General features: G+C 52.8%; 13 protein-coding genes. 7 read left to right on the top strand and 6 right to left on the bottom strand.

Annotated features, from left to right (window positions below):
* The 4 genes from ACT3T7_RS02560 to gloB all read right to left on the bottom strand — a co-directional run bounded on the left by ACT3T7_RS02560 (position 1) and on the right by gloB (position 5,075).
* Positions 1–1,074, bottom strand: coding sequence for a microcin C ABC transporter permease YejB (locus ACT3T7_RS02560; RefSeq protein WP_172118774.1), 1,074 nt, complete (start codon positions 1,072–1,074; stop codon positions 1–3).
* A gap of 32 nt (positions 1,075–1,106) precedes the next feature.
* Positions 1,107–2,927 carry an extracellular solute-binding protein gene (locus tag ACT3T7_RS02555; RefSeq protein ID WP_444630017.1) on the bottom strand — a complete coding sequence of 607 codons (1,821 nt, stop codon included), beginning with the start codon at positions 2,925–2,927 and terminating at the stop codon, positions 1,107–1,109.
* A gap of 138 nt (positions 2,928–3,065) precedes the next feature.
* The gene (locus tag ACT3T7_RS02550) at positions 3,066–4,277 is read right to left on the bottom strand and encodes a transglycosylase SLT domain-containing protein (protein WP_444629995.1); all 1,212 of its coding nucleotides are present in this window, start codon (positions 4,275–4,277) and stop codon (positions 3,066–3,068) included.
* Between the two features lie 30 nt (positions 4,278–4,307).
* Complete coding sequence (gene gloB, locus ACT3T7_RS02545; protein WP_444629994.1) at positions 4,308–5,075, bottom strand: hydroxyacylglutathione hydrolase; 768 nt, start codon at positions 5,073–5,075, stop codon at positions 4,308–4,310.
* Between the two features lie 111 nt (positions 5,076–5,186).
* Here gloB and ACT3T7_RS02540 point away from each other — a divergent pair, with 111 nt between their 5' ends.
* From ACT3T7_RS02540 to nudC, 4 genes are read left to right on the top strand one after another with little or no spacing between them, the layout of a single operon-like run.
* Complete coding sequence (locus tag ACT3T7_RS02540; protein WP_444622348.1) at positions 5,187–5,963, top strand: class I SAM-dependent methyltransferase; 777 nt, start codon at positions 5,187–5,189, stop codon at positions 5,961–5,963.
* A 22-nt stretch (positions 5,964–5,985) separates the two neighbouring features.
* A complete protein-coding gene (gene rnhA / locus ACT3T7_RS02535) occupies positions 5,986–6,465 on the top strand; it encodes a ribonuclease HI (protein ID WP_406565437.1) in 480 nt (159 codons plus the stop codon).
* Positions 6,465–7,202: a DNA polymerase III subunit epsilon gene (gene dnaQ, locus ACT3T7_RS02530; protein WP_172118769.1), complete on the top strand. Its 738-nt coding sequence runs from the start codon at positions 6,465–6,467 to the stop codon at positions 7,200–7,202. The genes rnhA and dnaQ overlap by 1 nt, the downstream gene beginning before the upstream one ends.
* Positions 7,195–7,977 (top strand): NAD(+) diphosphatase, encoded by a 783-nt coding sequence (gene nudC, locus ACT3T7_RS02525; protein ID WP_172118768.1) that lies wholly within the window; start codon positions 7,195–7,197, stop codon positions 7,975–7,977. Before dnaQ ends, nudC begins: the two co-directional genes overlap by 8 nt.
* Positions 7,978–8,016: 39 nt before the next feature.
* Here nudC and ACT3T7_RS02520 read toward each other — a convergent pair whose 3' ends face one another.
* The gene (locus ACT3T7_RS02520; RefSeq protein ID WP_172118767.1) at positions 8,017–8,325 is read right to left on the bottom strand and encodes an SCP2 sterol-binding domain-containing protein; all 309 of its coding nucleotides are present in this window, start codon (positions 8,323–8,325) and stop codon (positions 8,017–8,019) included.
* A gap of 146 nt (positions 8,326–8,471) precedes the next feature.
* Between ACT3T7_RS02520 and sohB the strand changes: the two genes are divergently transcribed.
* A complete protein-coding gene (sohB, locus tag ACT3T7_RS02515; protein WP_444629993.1) occupies positions 8,472–9,515 on the top strand; it encodes a protease SohB in 1,044 nt (347 codons plus the stop codon).
* Positions 9,516–9,536: 21 nt separating this feature from the next.
* On the opposite strand, the gene ACT3T7_RS02510 is transcribed toward sohB, so the two are convergent.
* Positions 9,537–9,857, bottom strand: coding sequence for an ArsR/SmtB family transcription factor (locus ACT3T7_RS02510; protein WP_087111368.1), 321 nt, complete (start codon positions 9,855–9,857; stop codon positions 9,537–9,539).
* Positions 9,858–10,156: 299 nt separating this feature from the next.
* On the opposite strand from ACT3T7_RS02510, the gene ACT3T7_RS02505 reads away from it, so the two are divergent.
* Together ACT3T7_RS02505 and ACT3T7_RS02500 are read left to right on the top strand one after the other, a co-directional pair.
* Positions 10,157–12,070 carry a propionyl-CoA synthetase gene (locus ACT3T7_RS02505; RefSeq protein ID WP_444629992.1) on the top strand — a complete coding sequence of 638 codons (1,914 nt, stop codon included), beginning with the start codon at positions 10,157–10,159 and terminating at the stop codon, positions 12,068–12,070.
* 137 nt (positions 12,071–12,207) lie between these two features.
* Complete coding sequence (locus tag ACT3T7_RS02500) at positions 12,208–12,876, top strand: 7-cyano-7-deazaguanine/7-aminomethyl-7-deazaguanine transporter (RefSeq protein ID WP_172118764.1); 669 nt, start codon at positions 12,208–12,210, stop codon at positions 12,874–12,876.
* Positions 12,877–12,917 lie beyond the last annotated feature (41 nt).

The following is a 12,917-nucleotide window of genomic DNA, read 5'->3' as shown; positions in this document are numbered from 1 at the left end:
TCACGACTCCCTCGTTGCAAAGTCGATGCGTGGATCCACCCACACGTAGGTCAAATCGGATATCAGCTTTAGCACAAGCCCGATGACCGTGTACAAAAACAGGGTGCCGAAGATGACCGGATAATCCCGCTGCATAACGGCTTCAAACCCTAGAAGGCCCAGCCCATCAAGCGAGAAAATCACCTCAATCAGCAGGGCGCCGGTAAAGAAAATTCCAATCATCGCGGCCGGCAACCCCGCAATAATGATGAGCATAGCGTTACGAAAAACATGACCGTACAAAATGCGCTGTTCGTTAGCCCCTTTGGCGCGAGCGGTGAGCACGTACTGTTTATGAATTTCGTCTAAAAAGCTGTTCTTGGTCAGCATGGTAAGCGTGGCAAAGCTGCCGATAGCGGCCGCTGTGACGGGCAACGTGATATGCCAGAAGTAGTCTTTTATTTTGCCGCCTAGCGAAAGGTCCGCAAAATCTGGAGAGGTTAGCCCTCTGAGGGGAAACCAGTCCCAATAGGTGCCGCCCGCAAACAGCACAATCAACAGGATGGCGAATAGAAAGCCCGGTATCGCATAGCCGACAACCACCAGCCCTGAGGTCCACACATCAAAACGTGAGCCGTGGCGCAAGGCTTTACGAATACCTAGTGGAATGGAAATCACATAGACCAGCAGGGTGGTCCACAAGCCCAGAGAAATGGATACCGGCAGGCGCTCAATTATCAGCTCGACCACCGGGCGGTCGCGGAAAAAGCTGGTCCCGAAGTCGAGCGTAAGATAATCGGTCATCATGCCGATAAAGCGTTCATGGGCTGGCTTGTCGAACCCAAACTGCTGTTCCAGCTGTTCGATAAAGCGGGGATCAATACCCCGTGCGCCCCGCGAATCATCGCTTACTTGAACATCTGCTCCGCCCATGTCTAAACGTGTGCTGGCCATAGCGTTGGCGCCTTCAAAACGCGCTAGCATCTGATCAATGGGGCCGCCGGGCGCGGCTTGAACAATCATGAAGTTAAGCAGCATGATGCCGAGTAGCGTCGGTATCATCAGTAGCAGTCGGCGTAGGGTGTAACGTGCCACAGAGTGCACTCCAGTCGTTATTATTTAGCCCTTCAGCGACGCCGGTGGCGGCGCTGTAATTCTGCTTCACGGTCGGTATCGACCCACCAGGCGTCTAAATCCATCGCGTATTCCGGGAAAGGCTCTTGATAGCCGAACTTGTCCCATACTGCAATACGCGTTTCGCCGGAGTGATAGTGGGGGATGGTGTAAAAACCCCAGCGCAGCACCCGGTCGAGTGCGCGCGTCGCCGTATCCAGTTTCTCCCGGCTCTCTGCGCTAATAATGTCCTCGATTAATGCATCCACTGCCGGGTGAGCGAGCGCCATTCGGTTACGGCTTTGCGGCGCTTTGGCGGCCTCACTACTCCAGAAGTCGCGCTGTTCGTTACCGGGGTTATTGGATTGGGGGAAATGGCTGATCACAATATCGTAATCGTAACTACGCTGGCGATTAAGATATTGGTTAATGTCCACGATCCGCATGGTGGTCTGTACACCGAGACGCGCCATATTGCGCAGCATAGGCTGTACCACACGCTCAAGACTTGCATCGTAAAGCAGCACTTCTAACTGTAAGGGCTTGCCTGTTTCAGTATGAACCAGTACGCCGTCTTCCACTTGGTAGCCCGCTTCGTTCAGCAAGTCGAGCGCCCGGCGTAAGCGTTCGCGCAGGTCCGTCGGCTGGTCGATAGGGAGTGCATCGGTAAATATTCGCTCAGAGCGATGAGAGGCTAAAAGCTCCTCTCGATAAGGCTCAAGCAGGGCGAGTTCTTCCTCTGACGGCAGGCCATCAGCTTGCATCTCTGAGTTCTGGAAATAACTTTCGGTACGCTGATAGGCGTTATAAAAAATATTGGTATTCAGCCAGGGAAAGTCGAATGCCAGGCTGAGCGCTTCGCGTACGCGCGGGTCCTGGAACTTCTCCTTACGAAGATTGAATACGAATGCCTGCATGAGTGAAGGATTTACATCAGGCACCGTGATGCGTTTCACCAACCCTTCGCGATACGCCGGGAAATCGTAGCCAATGGCCCAGATCGCCGCACGGGCATCGGTCCTGAAGTCGGTTAAGCCCGCCTTGAATGCCTCCCAGGCAATATCCCTGTCTCGGTAATAGTCGTAAACCACACGATCAATATTGTAGCGGCCGACATTAACAGGCAGGTCTTTACCCCAGTAGTCGTCGTCCCGCTGATATACGATGCGCCGGCCTGGGTCGACGTCACTGATGCGATAAGGGCCGGAGCCTGGGTGTGCTGTCAGTGTCGGGGCGGCAAAGTCACGGGGTTCCCAGTAGTGGCGGGGGAGGATCGGTAACTGCGTGATGATTAATGGTAATTCACGAGACTCAGTACTGCTAAATTCGAAGCGAACCTGGTGTTCATTTAGCGCAATGGCGTTATCAACATCGGCATAGTAACTAGCGTAAAAAGGATTACCCTCTTCACGCAGCAGGTTAAAGGAGAACACCACATCGTACGCGGTTACCGGCTCGCCATCTTGAAAACGTGCTTCGGGGCGGAGGTCAAACTCAATCCACTCCCGGTCAGGGTCCAAGCGGACGCCTTCCGCCAGTAATCCATACACGCTGAAGGGTTCGCCTGGATTGCTGGTCATTAACGTATCGTATATCTGGCCTACGCCGGTGGCCGGCGTGCCACGAATGATAAAGGGGTTGGTGGAATCAAAGCTGCTGCCCACGGCGGTGTGGGTGATGGTGCCGCCCTTGGGAGCCAGTGGATTAACATGGGGGAAATAGGCAAAGTCGGCAGGTAACTCAGGGCTATCGTAAAGTGACAGCCCATGCACCGTTTGAATCGATGTATTATTGCTTGCGACGCTATCTGCAGGCGTTAGGCTATTGCCAGCCATGATCTGCGGTTGAGGTTCAGCCTCTGTCGGTTCTGCAGAGGCTGACATACTCATGATGAAGCAGCTAACGATTAGCAGCGTCTTTACAAACACACCACGTGGCATTGGTTACGTCCCATGTGAGCAGATCTTGTCAACTCATTGCCCTGAAAGTGTCAGGAGTTGGCCTGGTTGTAAAGCATTAGGTCGATCAAGCGCATTCCAGCGTATCAAGTCATTTTGATTAACCTGGTAGCGGCTGGCAATGGCGGATAGGTTGTCTCCACGTTCAACACGATGAACGTTGGGCGCTTGTGTCGAGGCAAGCTCACTAGATGTGGTTTGCGAAAGCTGAGCTAATACCTGTGTATCCGCTTCCTCAGGTACTAAAAGCGTTTGTACATTGCGGGGGTCGATGCTGCCATTAAGTAGCCCTGGGTTTAGCTCGGCTAGCGCTGATTGGCTTACATCTAAAAGCTGTGAGGCTTGAGCGATACTTAAGGGTTGCTCCAGTTTTACTTTGGCAAAGGCCGGGTCCATGTGAATGTCTGGCAGGTTAATATCAAAGCGTTCCGGATCATTAATGATGGTCGCGATCGCCTTTAGTTTGGGAATGTACTGCATGGTTTCATGCGGTAACGATAGATCCCAATAGTCACCCGCCAGCCCCTGATTTTGTGCCTTGCGTAGAGCGCGATTAACGGTGCCCGCTCCGGCGTTGTAAGCCGCCAACGAAAGCATGATGCCGCCCTCGTACCACTGATCCGCCTGCATCTCGAGGTAATCAAGCGCCGCTGCGGTGGAAGTGAGTACGTCCAGGCGTCCGTCATAATTGCCGTTACGAACCAGACCCAACGCATCACCTGTGTTGGGCATGAATTGCCAGAGGCCCGCTGCCCCACGATGGCTGCGCGCGCTGGGGTCGAAGGAGCTTTCGACAAACGGAATCAAGGCGATTTCGCCGGGTAGGCCGCGATCACTCACTTGTTGAGTGATCCAGGCAAGCCAAGGCGTGGCGCGCTCAGTAATTGTGGCTATGTTTTCGGGACTGGCGCGATAATATTCGATCCACTCATCAACGCGGGCCTGAGCGCTGGGGGGTAGTGTTAGCTCCTGCCACTGAAACGTTTGACGCAGCGCTGTCCAGGCATCCTGATGCTGAAGCTCCAGGTCTTCCCAAAAACTGGTGTGAAAAGAGGTTGGAGCCGCCTGCGCTGAAGACGTGTGCTCTGTGTAGGAAGTAGCGCTATTAGAAGGGCTATATGAGAGTGCTGAGGCTTGTGAGTTAGCGGCAGCGGCCAATAACAAGCCCATAATTACCGTACTGCCAGCGCTTAATACCAAGCGCTGTCGCATCGTTCGATAGGTCATAGTTTAATTCATTTGGTTTCTGGAGCGTTCTTAAAATCGGTTCTTCCACTCACGTAGAGTGGCGAACGTCGCGAGGTCGTTGTCATTAGCTCCCTGTTCTCCTGCCGCTTGGCGTACGCTTTGGGTACCGACGCGCAGGTAGGGATTAATTTTCAGCTCGCGTCCTATTGTGCTGGGTAAGGTGGGGCGATTTAATGCCCGAGCCTTTTCACACTCACTTAAGGCATAAGTCACATCGTCATTCTCTGGGTCAGCTGCGTGGGCAAATACAAGATTCGCCTGTGTGTATTCATGAGCAGCAAAGACCAGTGTATCGGCAGGTAGTTCCGCGAGTTTGTTCAATGACGTGTGCATTTGTTCGGGTGTGCCTTCAAATAAACGGCCACAGCCTGCACAAAACAGCGTATCTCCACAAAACAGTAGTGCCGGAATACCCGGCGTATAAAAGCTAATGTGATCAAGCGTGTGCCCGGGGGTTGCCATGACATCAAATTGGCGTCCCATCACACGCACGGTGTCGCCGTCACCGACACGCTGATTAATACCCTGAATATCCGGATTCGCTGGACCAATGACATGGGGGGAGTAGCGCTTGATGAGCGTTGCCAAGCCCCCCGTATGATCATGGTGATGATGCGTAATCAGAATGGTGTCCAGCGTCAGCGATTCACGCTCTAACAGCTTGATGACAGGATCGGCCTCACCGGGGTCCACCACACAAACGCTTTGACTGGTATCTTGTCTCAATAGCCAAATATAGTTGTCGCTAAGGGCGGGAATCGGTGTCACGCTCATCATGGGCGAGATCCTTTTAAGGGTTGCAAACCTGCTGTCATTACGCTGATAAGTACGTTGAAAAGACACATAGAAAGCGTTAAAAAGCCGTTACTTTGGAGGGAAGCGCTGTCCATGTCAAATTCGACAACGGCCGATAAGGCGATGACCAGCCGCTTGGTAAATAGCCAGGCCTACTGGAAAACGGATGCTGGTCGATCACTTTGGGACGTGCAACGTGCTTGCCTAGGGCCCGTGGTTGAAAGCCGGGCGGGCAGGCATAGCCTGGAGATAAGCATGGGGCCTTCTTTGATGACCATGTCGTCGATACCGCACGCGGTCCGCTGGGTTCCAACGCTTGAGTTCGCCACCAGCCCATCAACGCTGGTTTGCCCACCTGACCGTTTGGCGTTGCCTGATCGTTGTATGGATGTGGTCATCATCCACCACTGGCTAGAGCAATTGGAAAACCCTCACCACACCCTACAAGAAGCGGCACGAGTGACGGCGGACAACGGAATGCTGGTGCTCTTTGGTTTTAATCCTCTGAGCGTTAAAGGCCTGGCACATCAGTGGCGTAAACGCCGGCCCGAATTCCCTTGGAACGGGCAGTGGCACAAGCTTGGGCGACTGCGTGACTGGCTAGCATTTGTCGATTTTGAGGTCGAACGCGTAGACTATTGCTGTTTTAGAGGCTTGCTGAATGCGTCTTGCCCCGAAGGGCGAGAGGCGCTGGGGCGTCGGCATAATTTGCCTTGGGGGGAAAGTTACATGATCCAGGCACATCGCCGCCAGCAGTCGGCTTACGTCAAACGCATTAAGTTTGCGCTACAACGCCCTGTTTCCTCTTCATCGCTCGGTGCTACACGCAGAGGTAAACCGGCGCATAACCAGTCTCATCAGGATACGTAGCGCCAATACCTGTTAATAAAGGATGGAAAGATTGAGTAATCAAGCGGCCGAGCAGCTACCGCAGGTCACGGTATATACCGATGGTGCATGTCGGGGAAATCCTGGCCCTGGCGGTTGGGGGGTGGTGCTGTCTAGCGGCGAGCATGAAAAGACCTTAAAAGGTTATGAAGCTGACACCACTAATAACCGGATGGAATTAATGGCTGCCATTATGGCGCTGCGCACGCTCAATAAGCCGTGTGAGATCGCGCTATGGACCGACTCTCAGTATGTTCGCCAAGGCATTACTCAGTGGATTCACAACTGGGTTAAACGCGGCTGGAAAACCGCCGCCAAGCAGCCAGTCAAGAACGCCGAGCTGTGGAAAGCGCTGCACGAAGAGACCCATCGACACAAGGTAGAGTGGCACTGGGTAAAAGGGCATAGCGGGCATCCAGGTAATGAGCGCGCTGATGCGCTCGCCAATGAAGCCATTGATGAGCACCAGCAGAGGAGAGCGTGATGCGCCAAATTATCATGGATACCGAAACGACCGGTATCGACCCCAAGGATGGCCATCGCATTGTAGAGATTGGCGCCGTTGAAATGGTGAATCGCCGTTTTACTGGGCGTACCTATCATCAATATATCAACCCTGAGCGGCATATCGACGCAGAAGTCGTGGCAATTCACGGCATTGACGATGAAAAGGTCGCAAACGAGCCAGTGTTTGCTCAAATAGCGGACGAATTCTGGGCTTTTATCGAAGGCGCAGAGCTGGTTATTCATAATGCCCCCTTCGATGTGGGCTTTATGGATCATGAGTTTGGCCGGTTAAATAAGCAGCGCAGTGGAGCGCCATTAGGTCCGGTGCGTGAGCACTGCCGCGTTCTGGATACGCTCACAATGGCCCGGGAGCTGCATCCAGGTCAGCGTAATAGCCTGGATGCCCTGTGTAAGCGTTATGACATTGATAACGGACACCGTGTGCTCCACGGGGCGTTGCTCGACTCCGAGATTCTGGCCGACGTTTACCTGGCCATGACGGGAGGGCAAACGGCATTGACGCTGGATGCTGCCACGTCTTCAGAAGAGCAGCAGGCCGATTCGTCAAATGAAGGCCTATCGGTTCAGCGGCTAACGCTTACACCCGGTCAGTTGCGTGTCATCCGTCCAAGCGCACAAGAGCACGCCGCTCATCAGGCAAAATGCCAGGCACATAAGCTGAATTGGTTTGAGGAACGTGATCACAATGCTTAGGCGTGAGATTCCCCACCATGTACGTGAAGGGCGCGTTGTTCGTCTATCGCGCAGCCAACTGGCGCCAGCCCCTCTATCGGGCGACCAGGAGCTGACGCCGCTTCAGCCTTATCAACCTTGGACTGAACAAATGCAGCCGTTGTGTTACTGGAATGACGAGCCAGTAGCGCTATGGGTTGATAAAGAGCCGGGTGATGACTGGATTGATGGGCGCCAATGGATGGCGGATCTTCCCAGCGGGTGGTTTAGCTTGATTTCTACCGCGCTTCAGGTTGGCGCATGGCTTGAGAATCACCGTTTTTGCGGACGTTGTGGCGCTGCGGCCACGAGGCTTGAAGCTGAATTCGCCATGCACTGTAATGCGTGTGGGCATCGCAACTACCCACGTATTTCACCGTGTATTATCACTCTGGTCACCAGCGGTGAAGCGATGCTGTTAGCACGAAGCCCACGTTTCCCGCCAGGACGTTACTCGACCCTGGCAGGCTTTATTGAACCGGGTGAGTCAGCCGAAGAGGCTGTCCATCGTGAAGTGTTCGAGGAAGTGGGTGTACATGTTGATAAGCTGCGCTACCACCAAAGTCAGGCATGGCCATTCCCCCATTCACTGATGTTTGGTTTTTTTGCTGAAGCGACCACGCGGCGTATTAATATCGATGGGGTAGAGATTAGCGATGCGGCCTGGTTTTCGCCGCGGCAACTACCTTCGTTGCCGCCGCCGTACTCCATTTCACGTGAACTGATTGAAACGCATTTGGCTAAATGGCGTGAGTAAGCCACTAACACCCTGGCTTAAAAAGTTCACGGCGAGCGTTTAGTTGGGAAACAGGCTGGTGAGTTTGGTGGCCAGCATTACGTTGCCGGTTGCTTTTAACTTGCCAGTCATAAAGGCGGTCATGCCATTGATATCACCTGTCATAATACCCTTGAGGGTATCTGTGCCCATGCTCAAGCTGACCGAAGGATCATCATGTTCGCCTTCCTGAACATCCAGAGCGCGATCCTTGATAACAAGGTAGTGATCACCCGCATCTTCAAAGTGAAATTGAAATACTTCGTCCATACCCTCAGCCGCATCCGGATTAAAGCGTGCTTTCAACTTATCAAGCGTGCTGTTTGACATAACTATCTCTCCAAAGGCGGTAAAATATATAAATGGGTCATCAATGACCCGATGAATGTGAATGAGAGTATTTTAAACAATCGTTTAGTTCAAGCCGTGCGAACGGATATTGAACGATAGTGCTAAACCTTGGCAGGAGCGTATACGTGAGTGAATGGATAGCAGGAATGGGCACCTTTCTGGTGCAAGCGACGATGGTTGTTGGATTGCTGGGAGGCGTCGCCTTGCTGATCTTGCGCAGCAAAGCAACTCAAGAAAGTGATCTTCGGTTGCATATTGAGCCACTCAATGAGCAGCGTCAGTCGCGTAATCGCCGTCTTGGCATGGCTGCCACTGAGCAGGGCGCGCGTAAAAAGCTGCTTAAGGGGTTTCGCCAGGAAGACAAGAGTCGTCAAAAAACAGCGAAAAGCAAAGAGGCTACTCGATCAAAGAACAGAGTATGGGTGCTGGATTTTCACGGTGATATCAAAGCTTCTCAAACGGAGCTTTTCGCTCAGGAAGTATCGGCCATTATTGATGTCGCTGAGCCCAATGACGAAGTAGTGGTACGTTTGGAGTCTGCTGGGGGGCTTGTGCATGCCTATGGATTGGCTGCCGCACAACTGGATAGGCTGCAAAGCGCGGGCCTTACTACCACCGTGTGTGTCGATAAGGTGGCGGCCAGCGGCGGATATATGATGGCCTGTACGGCTCAGCATATTAAAGCTGCGCCGTTTGCGGTAATTGGCTCAATTGGTGTGGTCGCTCAGGTGCCGAACATTCACCGCCTTCTTAAACGTCATGATATTGACGTTGAGCTACTTACGGCGGGTAAGTACAAGCGCACGCTAACGGTGATTGGTGAGAATACCCAGGAAGGCCGTGAAAAATTTGTAGAAAACCTGGAAAATACTCATCGCCTGTTTAAGGACTACGTGAGTAGCCACCGCCCTGAAATGGATATCGATACTCTGGCAACAGGGGAAATTTGGTACGGCAGCGAAGCCGTTGCCAATCAGTTGGTCGATAGTCTGGGCACCAGTGAGGCGTATCTGGTTGAACGAATGGCCGACGCCAATGTATACCATGTGCGCCTTGAAGCGCCGAAAACTATCAGCCGCAAAATAGGCTTGGCGGTCTCGGCGGGTGTGGAAAACGCTGCGCTAAAGGCTCTCAGCATGCTGGAGGCCTCCGGCTGGCAGCGTCGGTAGTCCCTAAAAACAGTGCGTTTTTTACGTTGTATAGTGCTGCGCCAGGGTGTCTAAAATTGCCTTGGCGCTGTCGCTACGCAAGGAGTAATAAATGGTTTGTGACTCACGTCGTGTATTGACCAGCTCATCCCTGCGTAAAATAGCCAGATGTTGCGAAAGCGCCGATTGGCTCAGTGAAAGCTGCTGATTAATTTGCGTGACCGAAAGCTCCTCCTCGGCCAGTAAGCAGAGTATTTGTAGGCGTTTTTCATTCGCCAAGGCTTTTAATAAATTCGTAGCTGATACAAGGTTTTGGCAGTTATTTTCGAGCAGACATGCAGCGGCGCTTGAGGACGCAGACATCATAATCTCCTTGCCTACACTGGACGGGAAGCGGTCATTTGTAGTGTTTATACATGCATTTTTATCAATTGTTATGCCATCGCCGCAGTGCAACGATGATTAATTTAATAATCGGTAATTTAGTGAGTTTTGTCCAAATCTTCATTTAACGGTTAATCAATGATAACGCTGGCTCTTTAACGTCTTCCCTGGCCCATTGTCCGTCTTTAGCCGATAGTATGAGGGTGAGTACGGCAATTACTTTATAGAGTAGAAGCTATTCAATGCTACTTCGATAATACAATAAAGACAGGGTCATTATGAGCCGCTACCAAGAATCCTACCTGCAAGCGAACAGTCAGCCCGAACACTTCTGGGCTGAGCAGGCCAAACGCCTGCCCTGGTTTACGCCACCTACACGGATTCTTACCTATGATGACCAGCAGCATGCTCGCTGGTTTAGCGATGGTGAGATCAACATCTGCTATGCCGCGCTCGACCACCATGTTGAGCAGGGCCGAGCGGAACAGCCTGCTATTTACTGGGATTCACCCGTAACGGATGCCAAGGCAACGCTAACCTACCGGCAACTGCGTGATCAGGTAGCCTGCTTTGCCGGTGCGCTTTCCGAACTTGGCGTAAAAAAAGGGGATCGCGTGGTGATTTATATGCCCATGATTCCTGAAGCCTTGGTCGCGATGTATGCCTGTGCGCGGCTTGGGGCCGTCCATTCCGTCGTTTTTGGCGGTTTTGCGCCTCATGAGCTTGCGGCAAGAATCGAGGATGCTGAACCCAGCGTGGTGGTTGCTGCCTCCTGTGGTGTTGAGGTAGATAAGGTCATTCCCTATAAGCCAATCATTGACCAGGCGCTGGCATTAAGTACTCACCAGCCGAATGCCTGTGTGATTTATCAGCGTGACATAGCACCGGCTACCTTGGGCGAGCGTGATTATGACTGGAAGGATTTAGTGGCCAGCGCCGCCTTTGCCGAATGTGTTCCCGTAAAAGGGACCGATCCCCTGTATATCTTGTACACCTCAGGCACGACGGGAAAACCCAAAGGTGTGGTACGGGATACTGGCGGTTATGCGGTGGCGCTTGAGTACTCGATGGAGGCAATTTACGCCCTGGAGCCTGGCGACGTATTTTTTACTGCCTCAGATGTGGGGTGGGTGGTAGGCCACTCCTATATTGTTTACGCCCCGCTACTGCGAGGCTGTACCAGCGTTGTTTATGAAGGCAAACCGGTCAATACACCCGATGCGGGTAGCTTCTGGCGCATTATTGAGGAATACAACGTCAAAAGCTTCTTTACCGCGCCCACGGCTTTTCGGGCAATTAAAAAAGCGGATCCGGATGCCGCGCTGTTTTCCCGGTACGATATCAGTAGCTTGAAGTACGTGTTTGTAGCGGGTGAGCGACTTGACCCGCCTACATTTCATTGGCTGGATGATCTGCTGGATGTGCCGGTGATTGATCACTGGTGGCAAACCGAGACAGGCTGGCCGATTGCTGCTAACCAACCAGGCCTGGCAACTATGCCTATTAAAGCGGGGTCGGCGACCTTGCCGGTGCCTGGATTTAATGTACAGGTGTTAGGCCGCGACGGCGAACCCGCAGCACCCATGGAGCAGGGGAGTGTGGTTATCAAGCAACCGATGCCGCCTGGGTGCCTGGTGGGCATTTGGCATGACCCCCAGCGTTTTCACAGCGCTTATATGGCGGCGTTTCCGGGTTACTACTTAACTGGCGACGGCGGCTACTTCGATGAAGAGGGTTATCTGTTCATTATGGGGCGCACCGATGACGTGATCAATGTGGCAGGGCATCGGCTCTCCACCGGAGAAATGGAGGAGGTGGTGGGGGCGCACCCTGCGGTGGCTGAATGTGCGGTGATTGGCATCCACGATATGCTGAAAGGACAAATCCCCCTTGGCCTGGTGATTCCCAAGGATGGATTTAACGGCGATGAAATAGCGCTTGAAAATGAGCTGATCGCGCGTGTCCGTGAGTATATTGGTCCTATCGCATGTTTTAAGCAGGTGCTGGTGGTCAACCGTTTGCCGAAAACCCGCTCTGGAAAAATATTGCGAAAGCTATTGCGCACGATTGCAGATGGGAAGGCGTTTGGGATCCCCTCCACCATTGATGACCCGGCAAGCCTGGAGGATGTGCGTATCGCCATGTGTGAACGCGCTATCGGCGATGCCGATAAAGCAACGCCGAGTGATTGAGTCAATTAAGTGCTGACAGGCAGGGTGGCGACTTTTAATGCAGTTAAGAACGCGTATAATGCGCGGCCAGCAGCGCTATGCGCTTTCTTATGAGGGTTCCCTAACCCCTCTTGGCTTGTAAAAAAAGGTCATTTTGCATGTTTGCACTAAGTGATACGCAGTACCGCCGTTGCCTCGTGGTAATGGTCGCCTTCCATATCGGCATTATTGCTGCCAGTAACTACCTTGTTCAGCTGCCGTTTACGCTCTTTGGGTTCCATACCACTTGGGGAGCGTTTAGTTTTCCGTTTATCTTTCTGGCCACTGACTTAACGGTCCGCCTTTTCGGCAAAAATGCTGCACGCGCCATTATCTTGCGCGTGATGTTGCCCGCTCTGGTCGTGTCGTATGTTGTGTCGGTCGTATTTCCGCGGGGCAGTTTTGCCGGGTTTGAAGCACTTGGCGAGTGGAATGTGTTTGTGGCGCGCATTGCGCTGGCAAGCTTTCTTGCGTATGTCATAGGGCAGTTACTGGACGTGCAGGTATTTGATCGCTTGCGCCAATTGGCCTGGTGGGTAGCGCCGGTATGCTCGACGGTGCTTGGCAATCTTGCTGACACTTACGCGTTCTTCTCCACCGCATTCTATAACAGCCCTGACGCCTTTATGGCCGCAAACTGGCTAGAAATTGCTGCGGTGGACTATGCCATAAAGCTCGCCATCAGCCTGCTGTTCTTTTTACCCTTGTACGGCTTGCTGCTTGCCTGGTTGACGCGCCGCTTGGTGGTTTGGACGGGGCATACCGACCTCTCTCCACGTACGGTTTAATAATGTACGGCTAATCATTGTTGCTTAACAATGAAGGCCTT

This window comes from Halomonas sp. 111, from assembly GCF_052379685.1.
Lineage (GTDB): Bacteria > Pseudomonadota > Gammaproteobacteria > Pseudomonadales > Halomonadaceae > Vreelandella > Vreelandella citrativorans.
This window is presented reverse-complemented; position numbering and strand designations above follow the sequence as displayed.

Coding starts and splice junctions, on each gene's coding strand:
- ACT3T7_RS02520 (WP_172118767.1), bottom strand. CDS start 8,325: ATGTCAAACAGCACGCTTGATAAGTTGAAAGCACGCTTTAATCCGGAT.
- ACT3T7_RS02555 (WP_444630017.1), bottom strand. CDS start 2,927: ATGGCTGGCAATAGCCTAACGCCTGCAGATAGCGTCGCAAGCAATAAT.
- gloB (WP_444629994.1), bottom strand. CDS start 5,075: ATGATGAGCGTGACACCGATTCCCGCCCTTAGCGACAACTATATTTGG.
- dnaQ (WP_172118769.1), top strand. CDS start 6,465: ATGCGCCAAATTATCATGGATACCGAAACGACCGGTATCGACCCCAAG.
- ACT3T7_RS02500 (WP_172118764.1), top strand. CDS start 12,208: ATGTTTGCACTAAGTGATACGCAGTACCGCCGTTGCCTCGTGGTAATG.
- ACT3T7_RS02550 (WP_444629995.1), bottom strand. CDS start 4,277: ATGACCTATCGAACGATGCGACAGCGCTTGGTATTAAGCGCTGGCAGT.
- ACT3T7_RS02510 (WP_087111368.1), bottom strand. CDS start 9,857: ATGTCTGCGTCCTCAAGCGCCGCTGCATGTCTGCTCGAAAATAACTGC.
- nudC (WP_172118768.1), top strand. CDS start 7,195: ATGCTTAGGCGTGAGATTCCCCACCATGTACGTGAAGGGCGCGTTGTT.
- ACT3T7_RS02540 (WP_444622348.1), top strand. CDS start 5,187: ATGTCAAATTCGACAACGGCCGATAAGGCGATGACCAGCCGCTTGGTA.
- rnhA (WP_406565437.1), top strand. CDS start 5,986: ATGGAAAGATTGAGTAATCAAGCGGCCGAGCAGCTACCGCAGGTCACG.
- ACT3T7_RS02505 (WP_444629992.1), top strand. CDS start 10,157: ATGAGCCGCTACCAAGAATCCTACCTGCAAGCGAACAGTCAGCCCGAA.